We start from the raw sequence: 26,797 nt of genomic DNA, 5'->3' as shown, positions 1-26,797 counted from the left end.
CGCAAGCGGGAGAGGGAGAATCCGGGCGGCGCGACCTGCTCCCTCTCCCGCGAAGCGGGGGAGGGTCGGGGTGGGGGCACCTCCGCATGTCCAACAAGCAGGCCTCCCCGGCCCGCCAGCCGCGGATCACGCCGCCTCGGCCGTGCAGCGCGGCGCCGCCTCGTCCCAGGCCTCGGCCATCATCCGCGCCTTGAGCCGGTTCGCCGCGCTCAGCACCTCGGCGCTCGGACCGAAGGCGACCTTCTCGCGCGCCAGCAGCAGGCAATCGGGGAATTCGTCGCGCACCAGGTCCAGGTCGTGGAGCACGGCGATCACCGTGCGGCCCTCGCCATGCCAGCGCTTCACCATCGCCAGCAGGTCCGCGGCGGTGCGCGCATCCACGGCGTTGAAGGGCTCGTCCAGCAGGATCAGCGCGGCATCCTGCACCAGCAGCCGCGCAAACAGCAGCCGCTGGAACTGCCCGGCCGACATCTCGGCGACGGATCGCCCGCCGAAGCCGCCGAGCCCGACCGCCTCCAGCGCCGCCTCCACCCGCGCCCGATCGGCCTCCGACGCGCCGCGGAAGGGGCCGAGCCGCGACCACATCCCCTGCAACACCACGTCGCGGCAGCAGATCGGGAAGGCGCGGTCCATGCCGGATTGCTGCGGCAGCAGCGCCAGGCGCGCCGGCCGTCCATCCGCATGCGTCGCGGTGATCCGCCCCTCATCGGCCTTGTGCAGCCCGGCGACGGTGCGCAGCAGCGTGGTCTTGCCCGCGCCGTTCGGTCCGACGATGGCCGTCAGGCTGCCCGGCGCGAAGCGGGCCGACAGGTGATGCACCGCCGGATGCCGGCGATAGGTCGCCGTCAGGTGCTCGATGCGCAGCTCCGGGCCGGGCGCGGTCATGCCTGCATCGCCCAGGCCACCGCCGCCCACAGCACCGCCAGCACGCCAGCCGCCAGCACCAGGCGCGCTCCGGCGCCGGCAGAGAGGTCGAGCGGGTTGGTGGACAGGAAGCGTTGCATGGTGACCGTATAACGTAGCGTCCCTATAGCCCGATGCATCCCCTGGCGGAAGGGGCGCTGGGCAAAGCCCCTCGGCCCGCCTACCTCGAAGGCGCATGCGCGGCGAACACGACCCTCTCCCCCCCTTGCCCGATCCCGATGCCCCGCTGCGCGCGGCGCTGGCGCGGCAGAAGGCGGTCGCGACGGGGCTGCTGCTGGCCATGGCGGGGCTGCTGGTCGGCTCCTACTGGCTTCCGCCGGGCTACTGGACGGAACTGCTCCAGGCCTCGGCCAAGGCCGGCGTGGTCGGCGGCATCGCCGACTGGTTCGCGGTGACGGCGCTGTTCCGCCACCCGCTCGGCCTGCCCATCCCGCACACCGCCATCATCCCCAACCAGAAGGAGCGGCTGGGCGGCGGGCTCGGCCGCTTCGTGGCGAACCACGTCTTCACCGAGGCCGAGGTGCGCCGCGTGCTGGCGCGGCTCGATCTCGGCAAGATCCTGCGGGATTTCCTCGCCGACCCCGAGGCCGTGCGCCCCGCGGCCGTTGCGCTGGCCGGCGCCATGCCCAAGGTGCTGGCGAGCCTGGAGGATGGCCGCGCGCGGCGGTTGCTCACCCGCCTGGTGCCCCGCCTCGCCGGCGGCCCCGGCGCGGCCAAGGTGATCGCCCGCGCGCTGACCACCCTGATCGAGGGCGGCCGCCACCAGGAGGTGTTCGGCCTGGCCGTCGGCCAGCTCAAGGCCGTGATGACCGCGAAGGAGGACCAGCTTCGCCAGGCCATCGAGGCCCGCGTCCGCGCGGAAGGCGGCAGCCTGGTCGGCTGGATCGCCGGCGCCGCCATCGCGCGCCGCGTGCTGGGCGCGCTGAACCATGAGCTCGACCGCGTCGAGCCCGGCGATTCCGACCTGCGCCGCGCCTTCGAGGAATGGGTGCGCGCCGAGATCGCCCGCATGGAGGAGGACCCCGAACGCGCCGCCGCGATCGGCCGCGCCGTGCGGGAGGCGCTGGCGCATCCGGCCGTGGCCGCCTGGCTCGGCGATGTCTGGGCGCGGCTGCGCGTGGCGATGGAGGCCGACGCCGCCAACCCCTCCGGCCGCACGGTGCAGGTGCTGGCGGGCATGCTCGGCAATCTCGGCACCGTGCTGGCCGAGGACCCGGCGGCGCGCGAGCGGCTGAACCGCGCGGCGGAGCGGGTGCTGGTGGCGCTGCTGCCCAATGCCCGTGCGCAGCTTGCCGACTTCATCGCCGGCGTCGTGCGCAACTGGGATACCGCGACGGTGACGGAGAAGATCGAGCTGCGCGTGGGCAAGGACCTGCAATACGTGCGCATCAACGGCACGCTGGTGGGGTTCCTGGTCGGCGGCGCGCTGTTCGCGCTGCTGACGGCGCTGTTCGGGCGCATCGCCGTCTGACGACACGCGAGGGTTGCGCGCGGTGCCTCGGCCGCGCGTCCGCCATGCGCGTGTCGAAGCGACCTCCGCCCAAGCCCGCCGGCGGCGACGGCGATCGGTTCCGCAATGGGCCGTGGCGTCCCGACTGGCCGTCCGTTACGAATGGCGGCGGAAGACCGGATCGGGAGGCGGCTTCCGGCACGACCGAACCCCATCCCGAGAACCGGGGCGGCCATCCTTGAGCGTGGAGGCGTTTCACTTCCAGGACTGCATCCTGCGGCCGTCGCTGCGGCAGGTGCTCCGCGGCGGCGTGCCGCTGCCGCTTGGCGCGCGGGCCTACGACCTGCTGCTGCATCTCGTCGCCCATGCCGGCCGCGTGCTCGGCCGCGACGAGGTCATGCTGGCGGTGTGGGGCGACGCCATCGTCGGCGACAACAACCTCAACGTCCAGGTCGCCACGCTGCGGCAGATACTCGGGCGCGAGGCGGTGCTCACCATCCCCGGCCGCGGCCTGAGGTTCGGCCATGCGGTGCGCGCCGTCGCCATCGCCGAGGATGAGCCGGAGCCGCCGGACAGGCCTTCGGTGGTGGTGCTGCCCTTCGCCGATCTCGGCGGCGATCCCGCCTGGGCCTGGCTGGCGGACTGCATCGTCGAGGACGTGACGACGGAGCTGTCGCGCTTCCGGGACCTCTTCGTGGTGGCGCGCAATTCCGCCTTCGCGTGGCGGGGGCAGGCGCGGGACGTGCGCATCGTCGCGCGGGCGCTCGGCGTGCGCTACGTCGTCGAGGGCAGCGTGCGCGTCGCCGCGGGGCGCGTACGCGCGACGGCGCAGCTGATCGACGCCGCGCAGGGCGGCCATGTCTGGGCCGAGAATTTCGATGGCGAGATCGGCGATCCCTTCGCCATGCAGGCGCGGATCGCCGCGGGGATCGCCGCCGCGCTGGCGCCGCAGATCGACGGCGCGGAATCGCTGCGCGCGCGACGCACGCCGCCGGCGGACCTCGGCGCCTATGGCCTCGCGCAGGCGGCATGGGCGGCGATGTCGGCCGGCGAGATGGCCTTCGACACCGCGCCGCGCGACCGTGCGGCGGCGCTGGCGCGCGAGGCCCTGGCGGCCGACCCCGCCTGCGGCCTCGCGCAGCGCGTCCTCGCCGCGGTGGCCTGGTGGCATGCCTATCACGGCACGACGGAGGACTTCGCCGCCACCGTTGCGGCGGGCCGCGATGCGGCTGATGCGGCGATCGCGCTGGACGCGCAGGACCATCACGCCTGGCGGCAGAAGGGGCTGCTGGCCTTCATGGCGCAGGACCAGGCGGCGGGCCTGGCGGCGCTGCGGCATGCGCATGACCTCAACCCCAACTGCGCGGTCACGCTGGCCTGGCTCAGCCTGAACGAGGCGCTGCACGGCGAGCCGTCCCGCGGCGTGCCGCTCGCCGAGGCCGCGCTGCGCCACAGCCCCCGCGATCCGGCGCGCGGCGAGATGCTCTGCGCGCTGGGCTTCGCCCGGTTCGCCGCCCGCGATTATGTGGGCGCGGCGGCCGCGGCGCAGGCCGCGCTGCTCGGCATGGCGAACGCCGCGCCGCCCTTGGTGCTGGGCGCCATCGCGCAGGTCGGCGCGGGCGACCTTGACGCGGCGGCCGCTACCTTCGCGCGGCTGAACCAGACCGCGCCGGCGCTTGCCGCCGCGCGGCTGGCGGGGCGTTGGCTGTCGACCAACCCGGACTACCAGGCGCGCGCCCACACCTTCCTGCGCGTCGCCGCCGGGTTGGCGCCGCCAGAGGACGCCGACGCGCTGCGATAGGCGTCGATTTAGTCCGCTTTAGCCCACCATGTGTCCGCCAGCCCCGTGATCGGGCGAGCATCGAGGCATGGATCGGCAGCACGCCAGGGAAGGCAGGCAGGCAACAGCGCCGCAGGGCGCCCGCTTCCCTGCGCGCCGCTGCCGCTGATGGGCCCGCGCCGCGCGATGCCTTGGCTCGGCCTCGCCGTTCTCGTGCTGGCGGTGCTGTCGTTCCTCGGGGGGTCGTACGTGGCCGGCGTCCTCGACAGCCTGCTGGACCTGCGACGCCTGGCGCAGGAGGAGATGCTCGGCCCGCCGCTCGTCCATGCCCTGCTGCTGCTGCAATCCGTGCTGATCGCGATTCCCTTCCTGCCCGGCGCCGAGGTGGGCTTCCTGCTCCTCGCGCTGTGCGGCGCGCAACTGGCGGTCGAGGTCTATGCCGCGACCGTCGCGGGACTGCTGCTGGCCTTCGGCATCGGCCGGTCGGTGCCCCGGCATCGCGTGCAGCGCCTGCTCGTGCGACTGTGTCTCGACCGGGCCGCCGCCGCCATGGAGCGCCAGGCGCGCGATGCCGCCGTGTCGTCTCCGGCTCACGCATCGCCGGTGCGGCGCCTCGGCGGCCGGCTGCTGCACCATCGGTGCCTCTGCCTCGTGCTGCTGATCAACACGCCCGGCAACACGCTGCTTGGCGGTGGCGGCGGCATCGCGATGGCGGCAGGGCTGAGCCGGCTGTTCAGCTTCCGCCAGTTCCTGGCGAGCGTGCTGGTGGCGGTCGCCCCGGCGCCCGCTTTCGTTCTTCTCATGTCGGCCTTCACGTGAATCGGGGAGTGACGCGCGGATGACCAAGACGTCCGACATCAACGGGCGCCTCTGGGGCGCACGCGCCCGAGACTGGGCCGAGGTGCAGGAGGGCCAGTGCGCCGCCGCCTTCCATGCCGTGCTGGACCATGCCGGCGTCGGTGCGGGCACGCGCCACCTGGATGTCGGCTGCGGCGCGGGCATGGCCGCTTCGCTGTCGGCCACGCGCGGCGCGACCGTCGCCGGCATCGACGCCGCGGACGCGCTGCTCGCCATTGCGCGCGAACGCACGCCGGGCGCCGATTTCCGCCAGGGCGACATCGAGGCGCTGCCCTTCGACGACGACCGCTTCGACCTCGTCACCGGCTTCAATGCCTTCCAGTATGCGGGCGATCCCGCGCAGGCGCTGCGCGAGGCCGGGCGCGTGACGAAGCCCGGCGGCATGATCGTGATCATGACCTGGGGCGAGCCGGCGGGGATGGAGGCCTCCTCGCTCGTCGCGGCGCTGAAGCCGCTGCTGCCGGCGCCGCCGCCCGGTGCGCCCGGCCCCTTCGCGCTGTCGGACGAGGCGGCGCTGCGCGCCTTCGCCGCGGCGGGCGGGCTGGCGCCCGGCGCGGTGTTCGACGTGGACACGCACTGGTCCTACCCGGACGAGGCGACCGCGCTGCGCGGGCTGGGCTCGGCCGGCGTCGCGGTGCGCGCCGTCGAGCATTCGGGCCATGACGCCTTCGTCGCCGCGCACCGCGCCGCGCTCGCGCCGTTCCGCCAGCCCGATGGCGGCTTCCGCGTCGGCGCGCGCTTCCGCTGTCTGGTCGCTGCGCCATGACGCTCAGCGTCATCGGCGCCGGCTGGGGGCGGACCGGCACGGATTCCCTGCGCGAGGCGCTGAACATCCTGGGCTTCGGGCCCTGCCACCACATGTTCGAGGTCACCGAGAACCCGATCATGAAGGCCCGCTGGCGCGCGTTCATGGACAGCGGTGTCCCGGACTGGGACGCGCTGTTCGAGGGCTACAATGCCTGCGTGGACTGGCCCTCCGCCCACTACTGGCGCGAACTCATGGCGGTGTATCCGCAGGCGAAGGTCATCCTCACCTGGCGCAGTCCCGAAAGCTGGTGGACCAGCTTCGAGGCGACGATCCTGAAGTTCGTCGGCACGACGACGGACCGCCAGTCCGTCAGCGTCCGGATCGTCGAGAAGGCGTTCGGCGACCGTGCCGGCGAACGCGACTTCATGATCGGACGCTACGAGGCGCATGTGGCGGATGTCTTGGCGACGGTGCCGGCCGAGCGTCTTCTCGTGCATCGGCTGGGCGACGGCTGGGAACCGCTCTGCGCGCATCTCGGCGTGCCGGGGCCGGCGGTGCCCTATCCGAGCCGGAACACGACCGCCGAGTTGCAGGCCAGGGTAGCGGCGCAGGCGGACGGGATGCGGAGCGGGCTTGCGCGATGATCGCCGCCACGGTCATCGGCGCCGGCTCGGTCGGCCTCGGCATCGCGGCGTCGTTGGCGGTCGCCGGCCAGCGCGTGACGCTGCTGGCGCGCGCCGCGTCCGTCGCCGCGCTGCGCGACGGCGCGATCACGGTCAGCGGCCTGCACGGCGATCACGCCCTGCCCGCCGGCTCGATCGCCATCGAGGACGCGGCCACGCCATCGGATGGCGCACGCGGCTGCGACATGCTCGTCGTCACCACCAAGGCGCATGACATCGCCGCGGCGCTCGCCCCCTTCGCCGGTGCAGCGCCGGCGCCGCGCGCCGTGCTGTCGCTGCACAACGGCATCGGCGCGTCGGAGGCGATCCGCGCCGCGCTCGGCCCGGCGATCCCCGTCTATGCCTCGGCGATGATGATCGGGCTGGAACGGCAGGGCGTCGCGCATGTCGCGAGCAAGGCGGCGTCGAGCCCGATCAATGCCGGCCCGCTGCTGGGCGACGCGACCGCGCCGCTGGAACGCTTCGTCGCCGCGGCGCAGGCCGGCTTCCTGCCGATCCGCGTGGATCCCGCGATCCGCGAGACGGTGCTGTTCAAGCTGCTGTTCAACACCTGCATGAACCCGACCGGCGCGCTGACCGGCCTGACCTATGGCGAGCTGGTGACCCACCCCGCGACGCGCGGGCTTATCGAGCGGCTGGCCGAGGAGACGCTGGCGGTGCTGGCGGCCGAGCATGGCTATCGCCCGGCGGCATCGGGCGTCGCCTATGCGCGCGACACGCTGACGCCCATCGTGCTGCCGCGCAGCGCGGGGCATCGATCGTCCATGCTGCAGGACATCGCGGCGGGGCGGCGGACCGAGATCGACAGCCTGAACGGCGCCATCGCCCGGCTCGGCCGGAAGGGAGGCATCGCCACGCCGACGCATGACGCGCTGATCGACCTGATCGCCGCGCGCCGCCCCATCGAGGAGATCGCCGCATGACCCTGCCCGCCTTCTTCGGCGCGATGCCCGCACTCGACCTGCCCTTCCCCGACAGCGTCGTGACGACCTCCGCCGTGCGGTCGGATGCCGGCCTCGTCGCCTTCTTCCGCATCCACCAGGATGTGAGCCTTCCGGCACATTCCCACGGTCCCCAATGGGGCACGGTCGTGGCGGGCGAGGTGGCTCTGACCATCGACGGCCAGACCCGCCGCTATGGCCCCGGCGCGAGCTACGACATTCCCGCCGGCGTCGTGCATGCCGTGGCGATCAAGGCCGGCACCATCGCGATCGACGTCTTCGCCGAAGCCGACCGCTATCCGCTGAAGCCGCGCTGACGGCGCCGTTCGGGCGGGTGGCGGTGCAAGGACCTCGGAAAGCGGGAGGTGCTACGCTGCAACAGTCGGGCGGCAGCGCCGCACCGCGCCCAGCCCCAGCAGCCCCGCGCCCAGCAGCAGCGCCGCGGCCGGCTCCGGCACGGGCGTGCCGGGACCGTCCGGCGCCACGATGACCAGGGTGAAACTGTCCGCCGCCGCGCTGTCGCCCCAGCTCCAGACATAAGTGCCGGGGAAAAGGCCGAGCGAGTCGATCGTCTCGCCTTCCCAGGTTGCCGTGCCGCTGAGCGGCGCGCCGGAGACATAGCCCTGCGGCACATACAGCACGGTGTTGGAATCGAAGTTGAACAGGTTGGCCGGCACGAGCCCGACGAGGTCGCCGGAGGCGCTGCTCGCATAGCCGCCCTGGCCCGGCTCGCCGAACATGGCGTCGCCGCCGCTGATCGGGTTGCCCTCGTCCGAATAGGCGGTCAGCGCGGAGCCGTTCGTGTCGCCGCCGACATAGACGAAGCTATTGCCGTCCGTCGTGCCGATCTGGGCGGAATCCGTGTCGCCAGTGCCGGAGCCGAAGGACGTCACGTCCAGGGTGCCGCTGCCGGTCGCCACCACGTTGGCGCCGACCTGCTGCACCGTGATCGTGTAGGCCGCCTGCGCGCCCGGCGCCGCCAGCAGCGCGGCCAGCACGCCGCCCAGCAACACCGCCCGAAACGCTTGCCGCACCATGCCGAACCTCGGTCCTTCCCGCCGGCCGCCCGGCACGCCGCCTCATGATGGCGCCGCAATGACCGGCCGGCAATGCCATGCAAGGCGGGCTTGGCCGTCAATACGCCACCTTGTCCGGCTTCTCCGCCCAGGCCCCAAAAACTTCCAGCGCCTCGGCCGCCAGCAGCCGGCGCATCGGCAGGGTCCGCGCCTTCACCGGCTTCGGCACCTCGTCGTAGAGGAACTGGTCGTCGAAGCCGATCGCGGCCGCGTCCTCGCGCGCATTGCCGAACACCACGGCGTCCAGCCGCGCCCAATACGCCGCGGCCAGGCACATCGGGCAGGGCTCGCAGCTGGTGTAGAGCACCGCGCCGCGCAGGTCGAAGCGGCCGAGCGCGGCGCAGGCGCGGCGGATCGCCACCACCTCGGCATGCGCGGTCGGGTCGTTGGTGGAGGTCACCTGGTTCCAGCCCTCGGCCACCACCCGACCATCGGCCACCACCACCGCGCCGAAGGGACCGCCCGCGCCGCCCTCCATCCCGCGGCGGGACAGCGCGATGGCGTGGCGCATGAAGCTCTCGTCGCTCTCGGTCATCGGCCGCCCCGGCGTTGCGGCCGGCAGCTACCGGCAGCCTGCGCGCCCTGTCCATCCACCGTTGCGGGCGCGATGCCGCATCCCGCAACCGCGGCGATTGCCACGGTGTGCCGGCGGCGCCCAGGCGCTACAAGGCCCGTCTGGCATGACATAGGCGGGCAGGGGGTTCGGGCGCGTGAGCGAGCGGAGCATGGGCGGGTCCGGCCGCCCCGGACAGGAGACGCTGCACAAGGCGAAGGAGGTCGTGCTGGACGAGTTCCGGCGCTTCGTCATCGCCGCGGCCTACATCTTCATCCTGCTCGGCCTGTTCACCGTGCATGAGGAGATCGCGCTGCGCACCCATGCCGGCGAGAGCCAGGCCATCCCCTTCGCTCCGCACGGCTTCGCGCTGATCAACGCGCTGGTGCTCGGCAAGGTCGCGCTGGTCGTGGAGAAGCTGGAGCTTGGCCGGCGCGTGAAGCCGGAGCCGCTGATCTACCCGATCGTCCTCGAGGCCCTGATCCTCGCCGCGCTGTTCATCGCGATGCACTACGCCGAGGCGATCGTCGGCGGCTGGATTCACGGCGAGTCGCTGGCGAAATCCGTGCCGATGATCGGCGGTGGCGGCGTGGCGGGCCTGCTCTTCGCCGGCGTCAGCTTCTTCGTGGCGATGCTGCCCTTCTGCGGATTCCGCCAGATCACGCTCGCCATCGGCTGGCCGCGCATGCGGGAGATCCTGTTCGGGCCGTCGCGCCGATCCGGCCCGGCCGCGTAAGCGGGACCGACCAAGCAAGCGGGACCGGCCGCCGGCTCGACGCAGCCGGCCGGCCGCCCCAGATTGCGCCGAGGAGGTACCGGCATGACGCTCGCCCTGTCCATCCTCGACCAGTCCACCGTCGCCTCCGGCCGCACCCCGCCGGAGGCGATCCGGGAGACGCTGGCGCTGGCGAAGCTGGCGGACCAATGGGGCTACCATCGCTACTGGGTGGCCGAGCACCACAACAGCGCCAGCCATGCCGGCACGGCCCCGGAGATCCTCATCAGCGCCATCGCCGCGACGACGCAGCGCATCCGGGTCGGCTCCGCCGGCGTGATGCTGCCGCATTATTCCGCGCTGAAGGTCGCCGAGCAGTTCCGGGTGCTGGAGGCCATCGCCCCCGGCCGGATCGACCTCGGCGTCGGCCGCGCGCCGGGCAGCGACGGCCGCACCGCCTTCGCCCTCAACCCCAACGCCAACGAGGCCGCGGACCGCTTCCCGCAGCAGGTGCAGGAGCTCATGGGCTGGCTCGGCGACGGGCTGCCGGTGAACCATCCCTTTGCCCGCGTCTCCGCCCAGCCGGAGGGGCCGACCCGGCCGGAGGTGTGGGTGCTCGGCTCCTCGGATTTCGGTGCGCAGCTCGCCGCCTATTTCGGCCTGCCCTACTGCTTCGCCCACTTCATCACGGAAGGCCGCGGCAGCGAGGAGGCGATGGCGCTGTACCGCCAGGGTTTCCGCCCGCATGAGGGTGTGCCGGGGCGGCTCGCCGCGCCGCATGCCGCGCTCTGCGTCTTCGCCATCACGGCCGCGACCGAGGCCGAGGCCTGGCGGCTGTTCAAGTCGCGCGAGCTGTGGCGGCTCTCCCGCGACCGCGGCATCTTTCCGCCGTTGCCAAGCGTGGCGGAGGCGGAGGCCCATGAGTACGACGCCGAGGAACTGGCGCGCGTCGAGCGCATGCGCGCCCGCGCCATCGTAGGCGCGCCGGAACAGGTGGTCGCCAAGCTGAACGCCGTGGCCGCGGCGCATGGCGCGGCGGAGGTCGCTGTGCTGACCCCCTGCCACGATCCGGCCGCGCGGCAGGCGAGCTACCGGCTGCTGGCCGAGGCCAACGCCGCCTTGCCCGCGGCGGCGTAGGGGAGCAGCCCGCAAGCAGGGACTAGGTTTGATGGACGAAGGCCGGGACCTTCAGAGATTTTTTTGCATAAGCTTGGCTGCTTGGCCGGCCGAGCATCACGATGTATTGATTCACCTAGATCTACAAATCAGAAATCTTACTAAGCACTGTGATGATTACAGATACGCGATTATGCTAATCGAAAAATGTAACGCCGAGCAAGATCGAATTGTTTTGTCGAAACGGGATTTATCAGAAAAATTCTTTGTTTATCCGGGAATGGAAATTTCTTTTTTTGAGTACAAGAGACATCAAGAGCGAATATCGTCAGAAGGTAAATCTTGGAGTGCATGGTTGCATATTGCTGCGCGGGATGCTGCCATGACTGTTCATCATTTCGAGGAGACGCTATCGGAGATCTCCCGCTTGGCTCGGCAATGCCAGCCGATCTGGGTTCGGGTCAACAAGGCTGAGTTGAAGGAGGCGAGGCGTCGCTACAAGGAGAGCTTCCCATCTCATAGGGAGGTCCGGGACGCCCTAGCTCATCGGGCCGGAGCTACACTGAGTCCACAGGCAATAAAGCGACACTCAGCCTCAAAAATATTCATTACAGATTCTATTTTTTCTTCAGGTATAACGTTTACAAGGAACGGCGAAGTCGTCGCTGTGCCGCTCAACACTGAGGCGGCTAAACAGCTGTGCGAGGTCACCACCAAGGTATATTCCGCTTTTTCAGATGTGGCAGAAAACAACAGCTTCTAACCATCGCGCGATCAGACTGCCTGAAGGATTGGGAACTGGCCGAGGAAGGAGTTACGTTGAGTTCGAGCGCTTAACGATCAGGAAACCGCCCCGGCCGTGTCACATGCCGTCGGCGCGCCCGCAGCCGCGCGAAGGCCTCCCCGATCGCCGGCACCACCAGCAGCGGCAGCGTCGCCAGCGCCAGAACGCCGAAGGCCGCGCCGACTTCCCGTCCGCCCAGCATCAGCGCCACCCCCGCCAGCGTCCAGGTCGCCGCATTCACGCCGACGCACAGCACCAGCAGCCAGCGCAGCCGCCGCTGGCGTTCGGCGCGCGCCGCCCCGGCATCCGCATGCGTCCAGGCGGCTCCGGCGGGTCCGACCTCGTAGAGCCTGCTCTCATCCACCTCGAAGGGAGGCGGGGGGTTCCTCAGCGGCGGATCACCACGAAGTGGATCGGCTGGCCCTGCTTGCGGGCGCGGCGCAGCCGCCACCAGATCGAGCCGGCGCCGATCACGCCCGCCACCAGCAGCACCGGCAGCATGATGCCGAGGAACAGCACCGCCAGCGCGGCAAACACCAGCCCGCCCGCGGCCAGCGCCACCAGCACCGCCACCCCGCCGACGCGCGCAAGCACGCGGTCGAAGGTGCCGGCCGGCTTCGGCGCGGTGTCGCGGAACTCGCCCTCCGGCGTCATGTCGAGCACGGGCGGGCGGCGCCCTGAGGCCATGTGATCGTCCATGCCCCCCATGTTGCGCGTCCGGCCCCGCGCTTCAAGCATGGACATCCTGTCATGCGGCGCCGCGCCCGTGACGAAGCGTTACCGCTCACCCCGCCGGCGCCGCGTCCACCACATGCAGGCTGGCGCTGACGGAATCGTTCCAGCTTTCCGCGCGCAGATGCCCCGCCAGATGCAGCACGCCGCCGCCGAGCAGCGCCTGGGCCAGCGGCCCGTCCTTGGCGCGGAAGCAGATCGCCTTCAGCCGCGGGCCCCCGCCCTCGCCTTCCAGGAAGCAGCGCACGGCGCTGCCTTCCTTGCCGACGCGATCGGCGCGCACCACGCGGGCGCGGTTCAGCACGAAGACGGGTTCCTCGTTGCCCGCGCCGAAGGGCGCGAGGCGCGCCACGTCCTGCGCCACCGCCACCGTCGCGCCCTGCACCGCCAGCGTGCCCTCCACGGGCAGATCCGCCGCGGAAGGCAGGCTTGCCGCGTGGGACAGCCTCTCGTTCAGGAAATCCTGCACCTCAGCCCCGCGCGCGGCGCGATAGGAGAAGCCGGCCGCCATCGGATGCCCGCCGCCGGTCTCCAGCAGCCCCGATTGCCGCGCCGCGATGATGGCGGAACCGAGGTCCACGCCCGGCACCGACCGCCCCGACCCCTTGGCCAGGCCCTCCGCCAGCCCGGCCACGCAGGCGGGCCGGTTGAACTTCTCCTTGATCCGCCCGGCGACGATGCCGACCACACCGGGATGCCAGCCCTCGCCCGAGACCAGCAGCACGGGATGGCCGAGCTCCGATTGGCGCGCCGCGGCCTCGAAGGCGGCGGTGAGCACATCCGCCTCCACCTCCTGCCGCCGGCGGTTCACGGAATCGAGCGTCGCGGCCATGGCGCGCGCCTCGACCTCGTCATCCTCGATGAGCAGGCGCAGGCCGAGGTCGCTCTCCGCGATGCGGCCGGAGGCGTTGATGCGCGGACCCAGCAGAAAGCCCAGCGTGTGCGCCGTCGGCGCGTCCTTCGCCTGCGCCACCTCCAGCAGTGCGGCGATGCCCGCACGGCCGCGCCGCGCCATCACGCGCAGGCCCTGTGCGACCAGCGCGCGGTTGAGGCCGGTCAGGGGCATCACGTCGCAGACGGTCGCCAGCGCCACGAGGTCGAGATAGGTCTTCAGGTCGGGCTCCGGCCGCGCCGCAAAGAATCCGCGCCGCCGCAGCTCCCGCAGCAGCGCGACGGCGCCGAGGAAGGCGACGCCCGCGGCGCAGAGATGCTTCAGCCCGCTGGTGCAATCCAGCCGGTTCGGGTTCACCGCGGCATGCACCGGCGGCACTGCGCCCTCGGCCTTGTGGTGGTCGAGGATCACGACATCGGCGCGGCCCTCGGCGGCAGCCAGCGCCTCGGCCGCGGCGATGCCGCAATCCACCGTGACGATCAGCGTCGCGCCGCGCTCGCAGAGCGTGCGGATGGCGGCTTGGTTGGGGCCGTAGCCCTCGTTGATGCGGTCGGGCACGTAATGCGCCACGCGGCAGCCGAGCTCGCGCAGCAGCCGCACCATCAGCGCGCCGGAGCAGGCGCCGTCCACGTCGTAGTCGCCGAACACCGCGACGGATTCAGCGCGCTGCACGGCATCGGCCAGGCGCGCCGCCGCGCGGTCCATGTCGCGCAGGCAGGAGGGATCGGGCAGCAGCGCGCGCAGCGTCGGTTCCAGGAAATGCGGCGCGTCCTCGATGCCGACGCCGCGCGCCGCCAGCAGCCGCCCCACGATCTCCGGCAGGCCGAGCCGCTGCGCGATGCCGAGCCCGATGCGCGATTCCGCCGCGCGCCAGATCCAGCGCCGCCCCGTGGCGGAGCGCGCGATGCCGAGGACGGGGCCTTCTTCCAGAATGGCGCTCACCTGCCCCCTCCCAACCCTCCCCCGCACTGCGGGGGAGGGCTTCTTCTCCCTCTCCCGCAAAGCGGGGGAGGGCCGGGGTGGTGGCCGCGCGCGCGCAACCGCCTCACGCCACGAAGGCGCTGGGCTTCAGGGCGAAGTTGTGATGCCCCTCGACATACCGCACCGTGCCGGACTTCGAGCGCATCACGATCGAATGCGTCACCGCGCCCGATCCGAAATGCCGCACGCCGCGCAGCATCGGGCCGGTGGTCACGCCGGTCGCGGCGAACATCACCTCGCCGCTCGCCATGTCCTCAAGGCCGTAGATGCGGTTCGGGTCGGAGATCCCCATCTCCTTCGCGCGCGCAATCTGCTCGTCATTCTCGAACAGCAGGCGGCCCTGCATCTGCCCGCCGATGCAGCGCAGCGCGGCAGCCGCCAGCACGCCTTCCGGCGCGCCGCCCGAGCCCATGTAGATGTCCACGCCCGTCTCCGCCTGCGACACGGCGACCACGCCGGAGACGTCGCCATCGGGGATCATCATGATTCGCGCGCCGGCGGCGCGGCAGCGCTTCACGATCTCCTTGTGGCGGTCGCGGTCCAGGAGGCAGACCACCAGGTCGGTGATGCTGCGCTTCTTCGCCTTCGCCAGCTCCCGCAGGTTCTCTTCGACGCCGGCGTCGAGGTTCACCACGCCCGCGGGCAGGCCGGGGCCGACCGCCAGCTTGTCCATGTAGATGTCGGGCGCGTGCAGGAAGCCGCCCTTCTGCGCCAGTGCCACGCAGGCCATCGCGTTCGGCCCGCCCTTGGCGGTGATCGAGGTGCCCTCCAGCGGGTCCACCGCGATGTCCACTTCCGGCCCACCGCCGGCCTTGGCGTAGATGCCGACCTTCTCGCCGATATAGAGCATCGGCGCCTCGTCCATCTCGCCCTCGCCGATCACCACGGTGCCGGAGATGGCGACGGTGTCGAAGGCGCGGCGCATCGCCTCCACGGCGGCGCCATCGGCCGCGTTCTTGTCGCCGCGGCCCATCCAGCGGCTGGCGGCGAGGCCCGCGGCCTCGGTCACGCGCACCAGCTCCAGCGCCAGGTTGCGGTCCACATGGACCTGCGGGTCGTCTTGGTGATGGGCGGCCATGGGCGGGCTTCCTCGGATGATTCGATCTGCAGGATAGCGCGGCGCTGCGCGGCGCGGACCCCCCGGCGTCACTGCCGCGCGAGCGGCCCCGCGCAGGCGGCCGGGAGCGGGCGCGGCGGCGAGGCGCGGCGCAGCGAGAAGACGGTGCAGCCGGGCCCGTCCACATTGCCGAAGACCTGGCCGTCCTCGCCCATCCAGGCCTCGAGGTCCACGGTCACGTAGTCCGGCGGTTCCAGCAGCCAGCGCCCGGCCGTCAGCGAGAGCGCCGGCGGCGCGCCCGGGCGCGGCGTCGCGCGCATCTCGAAGCAGCCTTCCGCGGCCCCCGGGTTGCCGGGCAGCGGCCAGAAATGGAACAGCCCGCCCAGCATGCCGTCGCCGCGCGCGCGCAGCCGCAGCGTGAGACCGGTCTTGCCCTGGCCGCAGACATAGGCGCCGACCCATTCGCCATCCCAGCGCAGTGCCGCCCCATCCTGCGCCGCGGCCGGGGCCGCCAGCAGGGCGGCCAGCAGGCCGAGCGCCGCGCGCCCGAGGCTCACAGCGTCTCGATCCGGATCAGGGCGGGCTTCTCGACCACCGTCTCCAGCGCCTCGATCCGCGCGATGGCGGCGCGCATCTGCGCCTCCTCGCAGTCATGCGTGGTCACCACCACCGGCACCGCTTCGCCCGGCGCGCGGCCGCGCTGCAGCATGCTCTCCAGGCTGATCGCATGGTCGCGCAGCGCGGCGGTGACGTCGGCGATCACGCCCGGACGGTCCAGCACCATCAGCCGCAGGTAGTAGGCGCCGACGCGCTTCGCCATCGGCACGCTCGGCAGCGCCGAGAGCGCGCCGTCCGAGACGCCCCAGACCGGCGTATGACGGCCGCGCGCGATGTCGATGAGATCTGCCACGATGGCGCTCGCGGTCGGCCCCGCGCCGGCGCCGCGGCCTTCCAGCACGACGCGGCCGCAAAAATCGCCTTCCGCCACCACCGCGTTGAACACGCCGTCCACGCGGGCGATCGGATGCGCCACGGGCACCATGCAGGGATGCACCCGTGTCTCGATCCCGGCCTCGGTGCGGCGCGCGATGCCCAGCAGCTTGATCCGGTAGCCGAGCTCCTCCGCCAGCTTGATGTCGAGCGCGGAGATGCTGCGGATGCCCTCGACATGAACCGAAGAAAAGTCCACCGGGCGCCCGAAGGCCAGCGCCGCCAGGATCGCCAGCTTGTGCGCGGCGTCGATGCCGTCCACGTCGAAGGTCGGGTCGGCCTCGGCGTAGCCCAGCTTCTGCGCCTCGCTCAGCGCTTCCGCGAATTCGCGCCCGCGCTCGCGCATCTGCGTCAGGATGTAGTTGCAGGTGCCGTTGAGGATGCCGAGCACGCGCGACAGGTCGTTCGCCGCCAGCCCCTCCCGCACCGCCTTGATCGCAGGGATGCCGCCGGCCACCGCCGCCTCGAACATCAGGGCCACGTTGTTCTGCTCGGCGAGCCGCGCGATCTCCGCGCCATGGACGGCGAGCAGCGCCTTGTTCGCGGTGACCACGGGCTTGCCGGCGGCCAGCGCCGCGCGGACGAGGTCGGCGGCCGGCCCTTCCGTGCCGCCGATCGTCTCCACCACCACGTCCACGTTCGGATCGCTGGCGAGTGCCGGCGCGTCCTCGTACCAGCGCAGCCCCGTCAGCGACACGCCGCGGTCCTTGCTGCGGTCTCGGGAGGAGACGGCGGTGACGGCGATCGGCCGCCCGGCCCGCGCCGCGACGGTCGCGGCATTGTCGCGCAGCAGCGTGAGCACGCCGGCACCCACGGTGCCGAGGCCGGCGACGCCGATGGCGAGGGGTTTTGTCATGGAGTTTGTCCTGCTGGTTCCCTCCCCCGCTGTCGCGGGGGAGGGTTAGGGTGGGGGAAATCCCCCTTTCGTCGCGGTTCCGCCTCCATGGGGCAGTGGGTCTCCCCCACCCCATCCCTCCCCCGCAAGCGCGGGGGAGGGGGGCTACGCCGCATCCACCTCCATCCCATCCACCGGCCCGGCATTGTCGGCCGCAAGGAACCCCTTGATCCCCCGCAGCGCCTGGCGGATGCGGTGCTCGTTCTCGACGAGAGCGATGCGCACATGCTCGTCGCCATGCTCGCCGAAGCCGAGGCCCGGGGCGACCGCGACGCGCGCCTTCTCCAGCAGCAGCTTCGAGAAGCCGACCGAGCCGAGATGCCGGAAGCGGTCCGGGATCGGCGCCCAGAGGAACATCGAGGCCTCCGGCGAGGGCACCTGCCAGCCCGCGGCGTGCAGCCCCTTCACCAGCACGTCGCGCCGCTTGCGATACAGCTCGCGCATCTCCGCGACGCAATCCTGCGGGCCGTTCAGCGCGGCGACGGCGGCGACCTGGATCGGCGTGAAGGCGCCGTAGTCGAGGTAGGACTTCACCCGCGCCAGCGCCGCGATCAGCCGCGGATTGCCGGCCGCGAAGCCCATGCGCCAGCCCGGCATGTTGTAGGTCTTGGACATCGAGGTGAACTCGACCGTCACCTCCTTCGCGCCGGGAATTTCGAGCACCGAGGGCGGGATGTTGTTCTCGTCGTAATACAGCTCGGCGTAGGCAAGGTCGGAAAGAATGAACAGCTCGTGCTTGCGCGCCATCGCGACCAGCTCGCGGTAGAACTCCCGGCTCGCCAGCAGCGCCGTCGGGTTGGACGGGAAGTTCACGATCAGCGCCGTCGGCTTCGGTACCGAATGCCGCACCGCGCGATCGATCGCGGACAGCATGTTGTCGTCCGGCGTGTAGGGTATCGAGCGCGCGCTCGCACCCGCGATGATGAAGCCGAACTGGTGGATCGGGTAGGACGGGTTCGGCACCAGGATCGTGTCGCCCGGCGAGGAGATCGCCTGCGCCAGGTTCGCCAGCCCCTCCTTCGAGCCGAGCGTGGCCACCACCTCCGTCTCCGGGTCCAGCTTCACGCCGAAGCGGCGGGCGTAGTAGCCGGCCAGCGCCTTGCGCAGCCCAGGGATGCCCTTCGACATGGAATAGCGATGCGTGCGCGGGTCCTGCACTGCCTCGACCAGCTTCGCCACGATATGCGGCGGCGTCGGACTGTCGGGGTTGCCCATGCCGAGGTCCACGATGTCCTCGCCGGCCCCGCGCGCCTTGGCCTTCGCGCCGTTCACCTCGGCGAAGACATAGGGCGGCAGGCGCCGGATGCGGTGGAACTCCTCGGTCATCGTCTTCGGTCCGTTTGATTCGCGTGCAGGATAGCCGAGCGCCCTAGCCGCCGCGAGGCGCGAGCAGGTCGCGCGAGGGCGGCGGAGGGGGCGCGAACAGGTCGCGGGACGGCGCCGGCGGCGGCGCCATCGGTTCGGGGGCCGGGACCGCGGGGGCGGGCGCGGCCGGGGCGGCCGGCGTCGCGGGCGCGGGGATCGCGGCCGGCGGCAGGGCAGGCGGGATGGTGGCGGGCTCCGCCGCCCGCGGCACCGGGGCGGGTGCCGGCACGGGCCGGGCGACCGGCTCCGGCGCGGCGGGCAGCGACTCCGGCTCCGGCCGGATCGCCGGCAGGGCGGCGATGCGCGGCGGGGCCGGCGGCGCCGCCGCGCCCGAGGGCAGGCGGCCCGCGCCCGAGGGTTCCAGCGGGCTGCGCGACTGCTCGCGGTCGGCGGCAAGGCCCGCCGAGAGCCGCGCGCGGGTCTCGGCGCTCGGCGGTTCCGGCCGCGGCGGCACGCTCGACAGATGCGGGAAATCCCCGTCCATGCCCGGCGGCGGCTCCCGCCCTTCCAGATGCGTCCGGAAGAACAGGTTCGACAGGCCCGGGCGGGGATCGAGCTCCGAGATGCGCTCGGTGCAGGCCGGCAGCGCGGCAATAACGCCCAGCAGCACGGCCGCGCGCGCTTGATCGCGCGCCCGCGAGACCCTAGCCTTTTGGCGTCTGCCGTGGCCTCCGACGCGCGGGATCATCGCTTCCCCTTCCGTGCGGGGGCGAGGGTTAGCCCGAACCGCACGCCGGCGGAAGCATCGCAGCGGTGCAACACGGACAGGCCGCCGCCCGGGCAGGGCGGCAGGACAGGCTGAGGGCTGGAAGCGGATGTCGCAGGACCCCACCACCGAGGACAAGACCAGCTTCCGCCTGCCTGACCCCAACCTGGTCAGCCGGACCATGGCCGACGTCGCCGAACGCGGCCAGCGCATCGTCACGGACTTCCTCAAGCGCCAGAGCGCCGAGGGCGCCGCCACGCCCGGGCCGGACCCGCTGAACATCGGCTCCGCCTTCCTGGAGATGACGACCCGGCTGATGACCAACCCGGCGCGGCTGATGCAGGCGCAGATCGGCTTCTGGCAGGATTATCTCACGCTCTGGCAGAACACCGCCCGGCGCATGATGGGCGAGCCGGCGAAGTCGGTGATCGAGGAATCCAAGACCGATCGCCGCTTCAAGGACGACGCCTGGCGCGAGAACGAGGTCTTCGACTTCATCCGCCAGTCCTACCTGCTCTCCGCCCGCTTCTTCACCAACGTGGTGCAGAACACCGAGGGGCTGGACCAGAAGACCGCGCAGAAGGTGGATTTCTACACGCGGCAATTCGTGGACGCGATGAGCCCGTCCAACTTCCTGATGACCAACCCGGAAGTGCTGCGCCGCACCGCCGAGACCGGCGGGGAGAACCTGCTCAAGGGCCTGTCGAACCTGCTGGCCGACCTGGAGCGCGGCAAGGGCCAGCTGCGCATCCGCATGACCGACGAGACCAAGTTCAAGGTCGGCGAGAACATCGCGGTCACGCCCGGCAAGGTGGTGTTCCGCAACGACCTGATGGAGCTGATCCAGTACCAGCCCACCACCGAGACGGTGCTGAAGCGGCCGCTGCTGATCATCCCGCCCTGGATCAACAAGTTCTACATCCTCGACCTGCGCCCGAAGAACAGTTTCATTCGTTGGGCCGTCGAGCAGGGGCACACGGTCTTCGTGGTGTCCTGGGTGAACCCCGACGAAAAACTCGCGGAGAAGGGCTTCGACGACTACATGCGCGAAGGCCCCTATGCCGCGCTCGACGCCATCGAGAAGGCGACGGGGGAGAAGGCGGTCAACGCCATCGGCTACTGCCTGGGCGGCACGCTGCTGGCCTGCACGCTGGCGCATATGCAGGCGCGGAAGGACACGCGGATCAAGTCCGCGACCTTCTTCACCACCATGGTGGACTTCGCCGAGGCCGGCGAGCTCGGCGTCTTCATCGACGAGGAGCAGCTGCAATCCCTCGAGGACAAGATGCAGAAGCGCGGCTTCCTCGAAGGGTCGGAGATGGCGACCACCTTCAACATGCTGCGCGCGAACGACCTGATCTGGTCCTTCGTGGTGAACAACTACCTGCTGGGGCAGGAGCCGTTCCCCTTCGACCTGCTCTACTGGAACGACGACAGCACGCGCATGCCCGCGCGGATGCACAGCTTCTACCTGCGCCGGATGTATCAGCAGAACGACCTGGTGCGCCCGGCCGGCGACCCCGAGGGCATCGTGCTGGACGGCGTGCCGATCGACCTGCGCAAGGTGAAGCTGCCGACCTACATCCTCTCGACGCGCGAGGATCACATCGCGCCCTGGAAGAGCACCTATCGCGCGACCCAGCTCTATGCCGGCAAGGTGCGCTTCGTGCTCGCGGCGTCCGGCCATATCGCCGGCGTGGTGAACCCGCCGGAGGCCGGCAAATACAGCCACTGGGTCCATGACGACCTGCCCGCCGACCCCGACAGCTGGTTCCGCGGGGCGACGGAGCTTTCCGGTTCCTGGTGGCCGGACTGGCAGCGCTGGATCGCGGCGCAGGACAAGGCCCAGGTGCCGGCGCGCATGCCCGGCGCCGGCGGCCTGCCGGCGCTCTGCGACGCGCCGGGCGCGTATGTGACGGTGCAGGCGCGGGACTGAACGCCCGCCGCGCCTGGAGCAACTCCCGGTTGTGCTACTTTGCGACGAATACTTGCCGTTTCTTGGAAGGTCAAGGCGTATACATATTTTACATTGTAATTTTCTTGCGAAGCGATTTCCCTGTGGAACAATGCGTTAATTAGCTGGCACGCATGTTGCTCCCTCCCCTTCGCGGCCGCTTCTGTCCCGCGGCCCGCGAACCACAAGGGATGAGGACGATGCAACCAAGACTCCTACAGGCCTCGGCGATCATCGGGACGGCGATGCTGCTCTCGGGCAACGCCCTGGCGGCGGTGACCTACACCTATGACCGGAGCAGCGTCTACTCGACGCTGCAGATGACTCAGACCCTGTCCACCGGCGAGAGCCTGTCCACGGATGACCGCGACGGCGTTGGCTACAACCGGGTGCGGGAGAATTCGGGCGGCGGCGACATCCGGGCGACCTTCACCTGGTCGAACGGGGCTACGCAGACGGGCGTATGGCAGAACCCCTCGGGCAAGAACATCCCGAGCGGTGCAGTGCTGTATCCGAACACCGCGGTGCCCGGCGTGCATTTCGACGTCGATCAGACCACGCCCTTCTATCGCGCCTTCATCGAGCAGTCCGGCGACACCTTCACGCAGCCCTGGGAGCTTCGGAACGGCAGTTCCGGCCTCGGGATCACGCAGGTGGTGCTGGAGGCCATCGGCCGTCCCGACATGGGGTTCGACACCGATGACGGCACGAATCCTGGCCATGGCGCAGGGGGCTTCTCGCTGCTCGTGGACGCGGCGCTCTCGACCTACACGGGCGACCTGGCCGTGGCGTACGACTGGTGGAACAACTGGAACGGCACCACCGACATGTTCCACCGGATGACGATCACCTTCGTCGACCCGCAGACCGGCGGCCAGGGCCAGCTCCTGCCCACCACCTCGCTGGTGTTCCGCCAGGACACCGACGAGATCGAGGTTCCGGAGCCCATGTCCCTCGCGCTGTTCGGCCTCGGGCTGGCCGGCCTCGGCGTTGTCCGCCGCCGTAACCGGTCCGCCTGAACCATCACCGCCGGCCTGCCCCGTTGGGCATGTCGGCGGATTTTACACCGGGGCGGTGCGGCGTCGCGCCGCCCCGGATGCTTCAGCGCAGCGTCCCCGGCATCTGCGCGCCCGTCAGCGAATTGAGATAGGGCGCGTTCGGGTCCAGCGCGCCGGTCACGCCGCCGATCTGCAGCCGCTGCATGCGCTGCACGTCGTCGCGCGCCATGGCGCTGGCGATGCGCGACTGCGGCAGCGGGCCCGGCGCGGCGAGCCGCGCGACGGTCGGCGCGCCGCCCGGCTGGAACAGCGCCGGCGCCAGGGCCGCCGCGGCGCCCTGCGTGCTCGATTCGCGCAGCGACAGCGAGGCCCGGCCGAGCGCCTCGGCCACCGCCGCGCCATCCGCCGCGGCATCGATGCCGATCGCCTCGCGCCATTCCGTCCGCGCCGTCCGGAGTTCCGTGATCGTGCCGATGGAGATGGGCGACCAGCGCGGATTGCGGCGGAACGCCTCGATGACGAATTCCATCTGGCCGAGCGCCCGCGCGGTCTCGGCGGGGTGCCCGTTCAGGGAAGCACCGGCGCTGGACAGCGCCGCCGCGGCCTCCGCCACCATGGCGGGCACCGGATCGGCGGCCACCACGCCGAGCCCGGGCGGCACCCGGGCGAGTTCGGGCTGCTGCCGCATCTCGGCGCAGCCCGGCAGCGCCAGCAGCAACAATCCCGGCAGCGAACGCCTGCGCATCACGAACCCCCGATGGCGCCGCGCCGCATCCGGCGGCCCGCCCTTGCCCGGTGCCATCTTGCTTGCCGGCCCGCGCGGCGCAAGCGCCGCGCGGCCTCAGAAGCCGAACCGGCGCTGCCCCATGTCGAGCATCGCGGCCTGCGCCCGGCGCGTGGCCGCGGCGGCGCGGGGCAGGACCGGCAGTTCCGCCATGCGCGCCAGCACCGCCTCCGCCTGGCCGGGCGGGACGATCGGCGCGAGCGCCGCCAGCGCCGCTTCACGATCGCCGGCCCGCAGCGCCACGGCGACCGCGAACAGCGAATCCACCACCTGCTGGGGCGGCGCGGCGGGATCGATGCCGAAGGCGGCGCGCGCCTCCGCCCGGCCGGCCTGCAGCATCAGGATGGTCGTCGGGTCGATGCCGATCCAGCGCGGCCCGACATCCAGTTCCACCGTGATGAATTCCAGCCTGCCCAGCGCCTCTGCCACGCCGGCGGGATCGCCGCGCAGCGAGGCCGGGTTGCCGAACACATAGGCCGACGTGATCACCGCCCCGCGCGTCGGGTCCGCCAGGCCGCCGGGATCGGCCGAGCGCGGCAGCGTCAGCGGCACCTGCGGCGGCGGCAGGTTCGCGCAGGCCGCGAGCAGCACCGGCATCAGCAGCGCGGCGCCCCACGCCGCCACAGGCGCGCGCGCCTTGCCCATCAGCGGAAGTTCCGCTGGTCCATCGTGGCCAGGCCGTTCACGGCAATCGCCGTGCCCGAGGCGGCGGCGGGAATGCTGGGCAGCGCCGACAGCAGGTCGAGGGCGCGCGGCGCCCCCGCCGGCCCGGTCACCGTGGCGAGGGAAGCCTGCGCCGCCGCGCGGTCACCCCCGGCAAGCGCCGATGCCGCGCCGTCGAAGGCGTTGACCGCCGCCTGCGGCGTGGTGTCGGGCACCACACCGAAGGCCTGCCTCACCGCGTCGCGGGCCTGGCGCAGCGCGCCCGGCACGGTCGGCGGCAGATTCACGAAATTCTGGCTGGTGAGGATATCCACTGTCAGCCATTCGAGCTGGGAGATCGCATTCGCCGCCCTCACCGGCTGCCCGGCCACACTGGCGGGCTGCCCGAAGACCTGGGCCGTGTTGGCGATGGCGACACGACCCGGGATGGCTGCGCCGCCCTGCAGCGAGGCCGGCAGGCTCGGCGGCTGCGTCGGCGCCATGGCGCCGGTGCACCCACCGAGGAGCACCAGGCAGAGCAGGGCGGCATGGCGGGTCGGGCGCATCGTCGTTTCCTTCTTGCCGGGGCGGCGAAGCGCCGCCGTGCGATGATCGCGGCGGGGGAGCCTAGGCGCCGCGCGCCGCAACGGGGAAGCGACGTTCCGCATCCGCACGGCGCCGGGCCCCGTCACGCCAGGCTGGCGCGGTGGCGCTTGGCGAGCGCGACGTAATTCGGCGCCGTCTTGTCGAAGCGCGCGCGTTCCTCCTCGGTCATCACGCGCACCAGCTTGGCGGGGTTGCCCATCCACAGCTCGTAGCGGCCGATCACCTTGCCCGGCGGCAGCACGCCGCCGGCGCCGAGCATGCCGCCTTCCTCGATCACCGCGCGGTCCAGCACGGTCGCGCCCATGCCGACGAAGGCGCGGTTCTTCAGCGTGCAGGCGTGCACGATGCAGGCATGGCCGATGGTGACGTCGTCGCCGATGATCAGCGGCTCCGCGCCGGCGTTGAGGTGCAGGATCGAGCCGTCCTGCACATTGGTGCGCGCGCCGATGCGCATGATGTTGGTGTCGCCGCGCAGGACGCAGTGGTACCAGACGGAGCTGTCCGCCCCGATCTCGACATCGCCGATGACGATGGCGGTGGGCGCCACCCAGGCCTCCGGGTGGATGCGCGGCAACTGGCCCTCGAAGGGCAGGAGGGGGCCGCGGGTCGCGGCGGGGTGCAGATCGTCCATGCTGTGTCTCGCTGTGCTCCGGCGGTGCTGGTCTCCGGGAAGGACCCTTGCCTTCCTTGGGGCGCCTGGCAATCGCGGCCTCGGTTCGCACTCTCGTTTCCCCCTCGCTCGCGTCTCCCCTCTCCCCCCGGACGGGGGGAGAGGGTCGCGCAGGCTTGGGCGCGTGAGCGCCCTAGCCGGAGCGGGTGAGGGGGGCTGCGCCCAGCGCTGGAGACTCAGGTTTCGCATGATGGGAGCGGGCTTCGCTTCTCCTGCACGCCCCCCTCACCCAACCCTCTCCCCCCTGAGGGGGGAGAGGGCAACGCGCGAGGGGGGGGGAGAGGGCTCGTTGCTACTCCGCCGCCAGCGGCAGAGCCGGCGCGACGTCCAGTCCGAGCATCAGCCCGATATTCTGCACCGCCGCGCCCGAGGCACCCTTGCCGAGGTTGTCGAGCCGCGCGACCAGCACCGCCTGGCGGTGCTTCTCGCTGCCAAACACCCGCAGCTCCAGCATGTTCGACCCGTTGAGGTCCTCCGGCGCCAGCCGCGCCTTGCCATCGGCGGCCTCCACGCGCACCCAGGTGGAGCGCGCATAGGCGTCGCGCAGCGCGGCCTCCAGGTCGGCCACCGCGGTGCCGGGCCGCAGCGTATCGAGGTGCAGCGGCACGCTCACCAGCATGCCCTGGGCGAAGTCGCCGACGCTGGGCACGAAGATCGGGCGGCGCGTCAGGCCGCCATAATGCTGGATCTCCGGCAGGTGCTTGTGCTCCAGCGACAGCCCATAGAGGAAGAAGGGCGGCGCGCTGCGCGCGGGCTCGAACTCCGCGATCATCGCCTTGCCGCCGCCGCTGTAGCCGGAGACGGCGTTGACCGTGACCGGGTAGTCCTTCGGCATGATCCCCGCCTCGACCAGCGGGCGGATCAGCGCGATCGCGCCGGTGGGGTAGCAGCCGGGATTGGCTACGCGCGGCGCGGCCGCGATGGCTTCTGCCTGCGCCGGCGACAGCTCCGCGAAGCCATAGACCCAGTCCGGATGCACGCGATGCGCGGTGGAGGCGTCCAGCAGCTTCGGCGCCTGGTCGCCGAGCTCGGCCGCCATCGCCGCCGCCTCCTTCGCGGCGTCGTCGGGCAGGCAGAGCACGACCAGGTCCACCTCCGCCATCAGGGCGCGCTTGGCGGCGGGATCCTTGCGCTGCTCGGCGGCGATGGAGCGCAGGGCCAAGCCGGGGAATCGCGCCAGGCGGTCGCGGATCTGCAGGCCGGTGGTGCCGGACTCGCCGTCGATGAAGACGCTCGGGATGGGGCCCTTGGCCATGATACGGCTCCTTTCGCCGCGAGATGGGGCCGGATTCCGACCCCGGAAAGCAAGAGGGGCGGGCCCTTGCGGACCCGCCCCCCGGATGAACCAGCCATGCAGGCCGGGCGTGACGCCCGGTCCGCTGGGCGTCAGCGCTTGGAGAACTGGAAGGAACGTCGCGCCTTCGGCTTGCCGTACTTCTTGCGCTCGACCGCGCGCGGGTCGCGGGTGAGGAAGCCGGCCTTCTTGAGCAGCGGGCGCAGCCCCGGCTCGTAATAGGTCAGCGCGCGGGAGATGCCGTGGCGCAGCGCGCCGGCCTGGCCCGAGAGGCCGCCGCCGACGACGGTCGCGTAGACGTCGAACTGCTGGTAGCGGTCGGTCACCAGGAAGGGCTGCGAGATCAGCATGCGCAGCACCGGCCGGGCGAAATACTTGGGCAGGCTCTTGCCGTTGATCTCCATCTCGCCCTTGCCGGGCTTCACCCAGACGCGCGCGATGGCGTTCTTGCGGCGGCCGGTCGCGTAGGACCGGCCCTGCGCGTCGCGCTTCGGCTCGCGCGGGGCCTCGGCCGGCGCGGTGGCGGTGGGGCCACCGGCGGCGTTCACCATATCCTTCAGCTCGGCCAGCGAGCCGCCGCGGGAAGTCTGCTCGCTCATGAGC

At 71.7% G+C, this 26,797-nt stretch carries 30 protein-coding genes; 12 read left to right on the top strand and 18 right to left on the bottom strand.

What is annotated here, in order from left to right:
* Window positions 1-126 precede the first annotated feature (126 nt).
* Window positions 127-885, bottom strand: coding sequence for a metal ABC transporter ATP-binding protein (locus E4T13_RS21935; RefSeq protein ID WP_137180476.1), 759 nt, complete (start codon window positions 883-885; stop codon window positions 127-129).
* The gene (locus E4T13_RS30815; protein ID WP_256370469.1) at window positions 882-1,004 is read right to left on the bottom strand and encodes a hypothetical protein; all 123 of its coding nucleotides are present in this window, start codon (window positions 1,002-1,004) and stop codon (window positions 882-884) included. Before E4T13_RS30815 ends, E4T13_RS21935 begins: the two co-directional genes overlap by 4 nt.
* A gap of 125 nt (window positions 1,005-1,129) precedes the next feature.
* On the opposite strand from E4T13_RS30815, the gene E4T13_RS21930 reads away from it, so the two are divergent.
* The 7 genes from E4T13_RS21930 to E4T13_RS21900 all read left to right on the top strand — a co-directional run bounded on the left by E4T13_RS21930 (window position 1,130) and on the right by E4T13_RS21900 (window position 7,701).
* Complete coding sequence (locus tag E4T13_RS21930; protein WP_240791239.1) at window positions 1,130-2,395, top strand: DUF445 domain-containing protein; 1,266 nt, start codon at window positions 1,130-1,132, stop codon at window positions 2,393-2,395.
* A gap of 223 nt (window positions 2,396-2,618) precedes the next feature.
* Window positions 2,619-4,175 (top strand): winged helix-turn-helix domain-containing protein, encoded by a 1,557-nt coding sequence (locus E4T13_RS21925; RefSeq protein ID WP_240791273.1) that lies wholly within the window; start codon window positions 2,619-2,621, stop codon window positions 4,173-4,175.
* A gap of 147 nt (window positions 4,176-4,322) precedes the next feature.
* Window positions 4,323-4,973 (top strand): hypothetical protein, encoded by a 651-nt coding sequence (locus tag E4T13_RS21920; protein WP_137180473.1) that lies wholly within the window; start codon window positions 4,323-4,325, stop codon window positions 4,971-4,973.
* A gap of 19 nt (window positions 4,974-4,992) precedes the next feature.
* Window positions 4,993-5,778, top strand: a complete 786-nt coding sequence (locus E4T13_RS21915; protein ID WP_137180472.1) for a class I SAM-dependent methyltransferase — start codon at window positions 4,993-4,995, stop codon at window positions 5,776-5,778.
* Window positions 5,775-6,404, top strand: a complete 630-nt coding sequence (locus tag E4T13_RS21910) for a sulfotransferase family protein (protein WP_137180471.1) — start codon at window positions 5,775-5,777, stop codon at window positions 6,402-6,404. The genes E4T13_RS21915 and E4T13_RS21910 overlap by 4 nt, the downstream gene beginning before the upstream one ends.
* Complete coding sequence (locus tag E4T13_RS21905) at window positions 6,401-7,366, top strand: ketopantoate reductase family protein (RefSeq protein ID WP_137180470.1); 966 nt, start codon at window positions 6,401-6,403, stop codon at window positions 7,364-7,366. The genes E4T13_RS21910 and E4T13_RS21905 overlap by 4 nt, the downstream gene beginning before the upstream one ends.
* Entirely contained in the window at window positions 7,363-7,701 is a 339-nt protein-coding gene (locus E4T13_RS21900) for a cupin domain-containing protein (protein ID WP_137180469.1), read from the top strand. Before E4T13_RS21905 ends, E4T13_RS21900 begins: the two co-directional genes overlap by 4 nt.
* A gap of 51 nt (window positions 7,702-7,752) precedes the next feature.
* Here the strand turns inward: E4T13_RS21900 and E4T13_RS30635 are convergent, their stop codons facing one another.
* Together E4T13_RS30635 and E4T13_RS21890 are read right to left on the bottom strand one after the other, a co-directional pair.
* Window positions 7,753-8,421, bottom strand: coding sequence for a PEP-CTERM sorting domain-containing protein (locus tag E4T13_RS30635; RefSeq protein ID WP_137180468.1), 669 nt, complete (start codon window positions 8,419-8,421; stop codon window positions 7,753-7,755).
* A gap of 97 nt (window positions 8,422-8,518) precedes the next feature.
* Window positions 8,519-8,995: a nucleoside deaminase gene (locus E4T13_RS21890; protein WP_137180467.1), complete on the bottom strand. Its 477-nt coding sequence runs from the start codon at window positions 8,993-8,995 to the stop codon at window positions 8,519-8,521.
* Window positions 8,996-9,170: 175 nt separating this feature from the next.
* Here E4T13_RS21890 and E4T13_RS21885 point away from each other — a divergent pair, with 175 nt between their 5' ends.
* From E4T13_RS21885 to E4T13_RS21875, 3 genes are all read left to right on the top strand, one after another.
* Window positions 9,171-9,749: a hypothetical protein gene (locus E4T13_RS21885; protein WP_137180466.1), complete on the top strand. Its 579-nt coding sequence runs from the start codon at window positions 9,171-9,173 to the stop codon at window positions 9,747-9,749.
* Between the two features lie 84 nt (window positions 9,750-9,833).
* A complete protein-coding gene (locus E4T13_RS21880) occupies window positions 9,834-10,865 on the top strand; it encodes an LLM class flavin-dependent oxidoreductase (RefSeq protein ID WP_137180465.1) in 1,032 nt (343 codons plus the stop codon).
* 31 nt (window positions 10,866-10,896) lie between these two features.
* On the top strand, window positions 10,897-11,607 hold the full coding sequence (locus tag E4T13_RS21875) for a hypothetical protein (protein ID WP_137180464.1): 711 nt from the start codon (window positions 10,897-10,899) through the stop codon (window positions 11,605-11,607).
* 70 nt (window positions 11,608-11,677) lie between these two features.
* Here E4T13_RS21875 and E4T13_RS21870 read toward each other — a convergent pair whose 3' ends face one another.
* From E4T13_RS21870 to E4T13_RS21835, 8 genes are all read right to left on the bottom strand, one after another.
* Window positions 11,678-11,992, bottom strand: a complete 315-nt coding sequence (locus tag E4T13_RS21870) for a hypothetical protein (protein WP_137180463.1) — start codon at window positions 11,990-11,992, stop codon at window positions 11,678-11,680.
* Window positions 11,993-12,015: 23 nt separating this feature from the next.
* Window positions 12,016-12,315, bottom strand: a complete 300-nt coding sequence (locus tag E4T13_RS21865; protein ID WP_137180989.1) for a hypothetical protein — start codon at window positions 12,313-12,315, stop codon at window positions 12,016-12,018.
* Between the two features lie 97 nt (window positions 12,316-12,412).
* A complete protein-coding gene (gene recJ / locus E4T13_RS21860) occupies window positions 12,413-14,194 on the bottom strand; it encodes a single-stranded-DNA-specific exonuclease RecJ (RefSeq protein ID WP_137180462.1) in 1,782 nt (593 codons plus the stop codon).
* A gap of 103 nt (window positions 14,195-14,297) precedes the next feature.
* Window positions 14,298-15,311, bottom strand: a complete 1,014-nt coding sequence (gene glpX, locus E4T13_RS21855; protein ID WP_137180461.1) for a class II fructose-bisphosphatase — start codon at window positions 15,309-15,311, stop codon at window positions 14,298-14,300.
* 68 nt (window positions 15,312-15,379) lie between these two features.
* Entirely contained in the window at window positions 15,380-15,847 is a 468-nt protein-coding gene (locus tag E4T13_RS21850; RefSeq protein WP_137180460.1) for a hypothetical protein, read from the bottom strand.
* The gene (locus E4T13_RS21845; protein ID WP_137180459.1) at window positions 15,844-17,136 is read right to left on the bottom strand and encodes a homoserine dehydrogenase; all 1,293 of its coding nucleotides are present in this window, start codon (window positions 17,134-17,136) and stop codon (window positions 15,844-15,846) included. The genes E4T13_RS21850 and E4T13_RS21845 overlap by 4 nt, the downstream gene beginning before the upstream one ends.
* Before the next feature lie 144 nt (window positions 17,137-17,280).
* Window positions 17,281-18,501 (bottom strand): LL-diaminopimelate aminotransferase, encoded by a 1,221-nt coding sequence (locus E4T13_RS21840; protein ID WP_137180458.1) that lies wholly within the window; start codon window positions 18,499-18,501, stop codon window positions 17,281-17,283.
* Window positions 18,502-18,544: 43 nt separating this feature from the next.
* Window positions 18,545-19,150, bottom strand: coding sequence for a hypothetical protein (locus tag E4T13_RS21835; RefSeq protein WP_137180457.1), 606 nt, complete (start codon window positions 19,148-19,150; stop codon window positions 18,545-18,547).
* Between the two features lie 205 nt (window positions 19,151-19,355).
* On the opposite strand from E4T13_RS21835, the gene E4T13_RS21830 reads away from it, so the two are divergent.
* Window positions 19,356-21,182 carry an alpha/beta hydrolase gene (locus tag E4T13_RS21830; protein WP_137180456.1) on the top strand — a complete coding sequence of 609 codons (1,827 nt, stop codon included), beginning with the start codon at window positions 19,356-19,358 and terminating at the stop codon, window positions 21,180-21,182.
* A gap of 218 nt (window positions 21,183-21,400) precedes the next feature.
* Window positions 21,401-22,219 (top strand): PEP-CTERM sorting domain-containing protein, encoded by an 819-nt coding sequence (locus E4T13_RS30265; RefSeq protein WP_206030267.1) that lies wholly within the window; start codon window positions 21,401-21,403, stop codon window positions 22,217-22,219.
* A gap of 82 nt (window positions 22,220-22,301) precedes the next feature.
* Here the strand turns inward: E4T13_RS30265 and E4T13_RS21820 are convergent, their stop codons facing one another.
* The 6 genes from E4T13_RS21820 to rpsI all read right to left on the bottom strand — a co-directional run bounded on the left by E4T13_RS21820 (window position 22,302) and on the right by rpsI (window position 26,793).
* Window positions 22,302-22,943 (bottom strand): hypothetical protein, encoded by a 642-nt coding sequence (locus E4T13_RS21820; protein ID WP_137180455.1) that lies wholly within the window; start codon window positions 22,941-22,943, stop codon window positions 22,302-22,304.
* A gap of 96 nt (window positions 22,944-23,039) precedes the next feature.
* Entirely contained in the window at window positions 23,040-23,627 is a 588-nt protein-coding gene (locus E4T13_RS21815; protein WP_137180454.1) for a hypothetical protein, read from the bottom strand.
* Window positions 23,627-24,190, bottom strand: a complete 564-nt coding sequence (locus E4T13_RS21810; protein ID WP_137180453.1) for a hypothetical protein — start codon at window positions 24,188-24,190, stop codon at window positions 23,627-23,629. The genes E4T13_RS21815 and E4T13_RS21810 overlap by 1 nt, the downstream gene beginning before the upstream one ends.
* Window positions 24,191-24,312: 122 nt before the next feature.
* Window positions 24,313-24,861, bottom strand: a complete 549-nt coding sequence (locus E4T13_RS21805; protein WP_137180452.1) for a gamma carbonic anhydrase family protein — start codon at window positions 24,859-24,861, stop codon at window positions 24,313-24,315.
* A 331-nt stretch (window positions 24,862-25,192) separates the two neighbouring features.
* A complete protein-coding gene (gene argC / locus E4T13_RS21800) occupies window positions 25,193-26,155 on the bottom strand; it encodes an N-acetyl-gamma-glutamyl-phosphate reductase (protein WP_137180451.1) in 963 nt (320 codons plus the stop codon).
* 131 nt (window positions 26,156-26,286) lie between these two features.
* Window positions 26,287-26,793 carry a 30S ribosomal protein S9 gene (rpsI, locus tag E4T13_RS21795; protein ID WP_137180450.1) on the bottom strand — a complete coding sequence of 169 codons (507 nt, stop codon included), beginning with the start codon at window positions 26,791-26,793 and terminating at the stop codon, window positions 26,287-26,289.
* Window positions 26,794-26,797 lie beyond the last annotated feature (4 nt).

The sequence above is a fragment of the Roseomonas sp. AR75 genome (assembly GCF_005222815.1).
Classification (GTDB): Bacteria; Pseudomonadota; Alphaproteobacteria; order Acetobacterales; family Acetobacteraceae; genus Falsiroseomonas.
Note: the sequence above shows the minus strand (reverse complement) of the source record. Positions and strands in the feature narration are given on the sequence as shown.

Coding starts and splice junctions, on each gene's coding strand:
- E4T13_RS21935 (WP_137180476.1), bottom strand. CDS start 885: ATGACCGCGCCCGGCCCGGAGCTGCGCATCGAGCACCTGACGGCGACC.
- E4T13_RS30815 (WP_256370469.1), bottom strand. CDS start 1,004: ATGCAACGCTTCCTGTCCACCAACCCGCTCGACCTCTCTGCCGGCGCC.
- E4T13_RS21920 (WP_137180473.1), top strand. CDS start 4,323: ATGGGCCCGCGCCGCGCGATGCCTTGGCTCGGCCTCGCCGTTCTCGTG.
- E4T13_RS21915 (WP_137180472.1), top strand. CDS start 4,993: ATGACCAAGACGTCCGACATCAACGGGCGCCTCTGGGGCGCACGCGCC.
- E4T13_RS21910 (WP_137180471.1), top strand. CDS start 5,775: ATGACGCTCAGCGTCATCGGCGCCGGCTGGGGGCGGACCGGCACGGAT.
- E4T13_RS21905 (WP_137180470.1), top strand. CDS start 6,401: ATGATCGCCGCCACGGTCATCGGCGCCGGCTCGGTCGGCCTCGGCATC.
- E4T13_RS21900 (WP_137180469.1), top strand. CDS start 7,363: ATGACCCTGCCCGCCTTCTTCGGCGCGATGCCCGCACTCGACCTGCCC.
- E4T13_RS30635 (WP_137180468.1), bottom strand. CDS start 8,421: ATGGTGCGGCAAGCGTTTCGGGCGGTGTTGCTGGGCGGCGTGCTGGCC.
- E4T13_RS21890 (WP_137180467.1), bottom strand. CDS start 8,995: ATGACCGAGAGCGACGAGAGCTTCATGCGCCACGCCATCGCGCTGTCC.
- E4T13_RS21880 (WP_137180465.1), top strand. CDS start 9,834: ATGACGCTCGCCCTGTCCATCCTCGACCAGTCCACCGTCGCCTCCGGC.
- E4T13_RS21875 (WP_137180464.1), top strand. CDS start 10,897: ATGGACGAAGGCCGGGACCTTCAGAGATTTTTTTGCATAAGCTTGGCT.
- E4T13_RS21865 (WP_137180989.1), bottom strand. CDS start 12,315: ATGGCCTCAGGGCGCCGCCCGCCCGTGCTCGACATGACGCCGGAGGGC.
- glpX (WP_137180461.1), bottom strand. CDS start 15,311: ATGGCCGCCCATCACCAAGACGACCCGCAGGTCCATGTGGACCGCAAC.
- E4T13_RS21845 (WP_137180459.1), bottom strand. CDS start 17,136: ATGACAAAACCCCTCGCCATCGGCGTCGCCGGCCTCGGCACCGTGGGT.
- E4T13_RS21840 (WP_137180458.1), bottom strand. CDS start 18,501: ATGACCGAGGAGTTCCACCGCATCCGGCGCCTGCCGCCCTATGTCTTC.
- E4T13_RS21830 (WP_137180456.1), top strand. CDS start 19,356: ATGTCGCAGGACCCCACCACCGAGGACAAGACCAGCTTCCGCCTGCCT.
- E4T13_RS30265 (WP_206030267.1), top strand. CDS start 21,401: ATGCAACCAAGACTCCTACAGGCCTCGGCGATCATCGGGACGGCGATG.
- E4T13_RS21820 (WP_137180455.1), bottom strand. CDS start 22,943: ATGCGCAGGCGTTCGCTGCCGGGATTGTTGCTGCTGGCGCTGCCGGGC.
- E4T13_RS21815 (WP_137180454.1), bottom strand. CDS start 23,627: ATGGGCAAGGCGCGCGCGCCTGTGGCGGCGTGGGGCGCCGCGCTGCTG.
- E4T13_RS21810 (WP_137180453.1), bottom strand. CDS start 24,190: ATGCGCCCGACCCGCCATGCCGCCCTGCTCTGCCTGGTGCTCCTCGGT.
- E4T13_RS21805 (WP_137180452.1), bottom strand. CDS start 24,861: ATGGACGATCTGCACCCCGCCGCGACCCGCGGCCCCCTCCTGCCCTTC.
- argC (WP_137180451.1), bottom strand. CDS start 26,155: ATGGCCAAGGGCCCCATCCCGAGCGTCTTCATCGACGGCGAGTCCGGC.
- rpsI (WP_137180450.1), bottom strand. CDS start 26,793: ATGAGCGAGCAGACTTCCCGCGGCGGCTCGCTGGCCGAGCTGAAGGAT.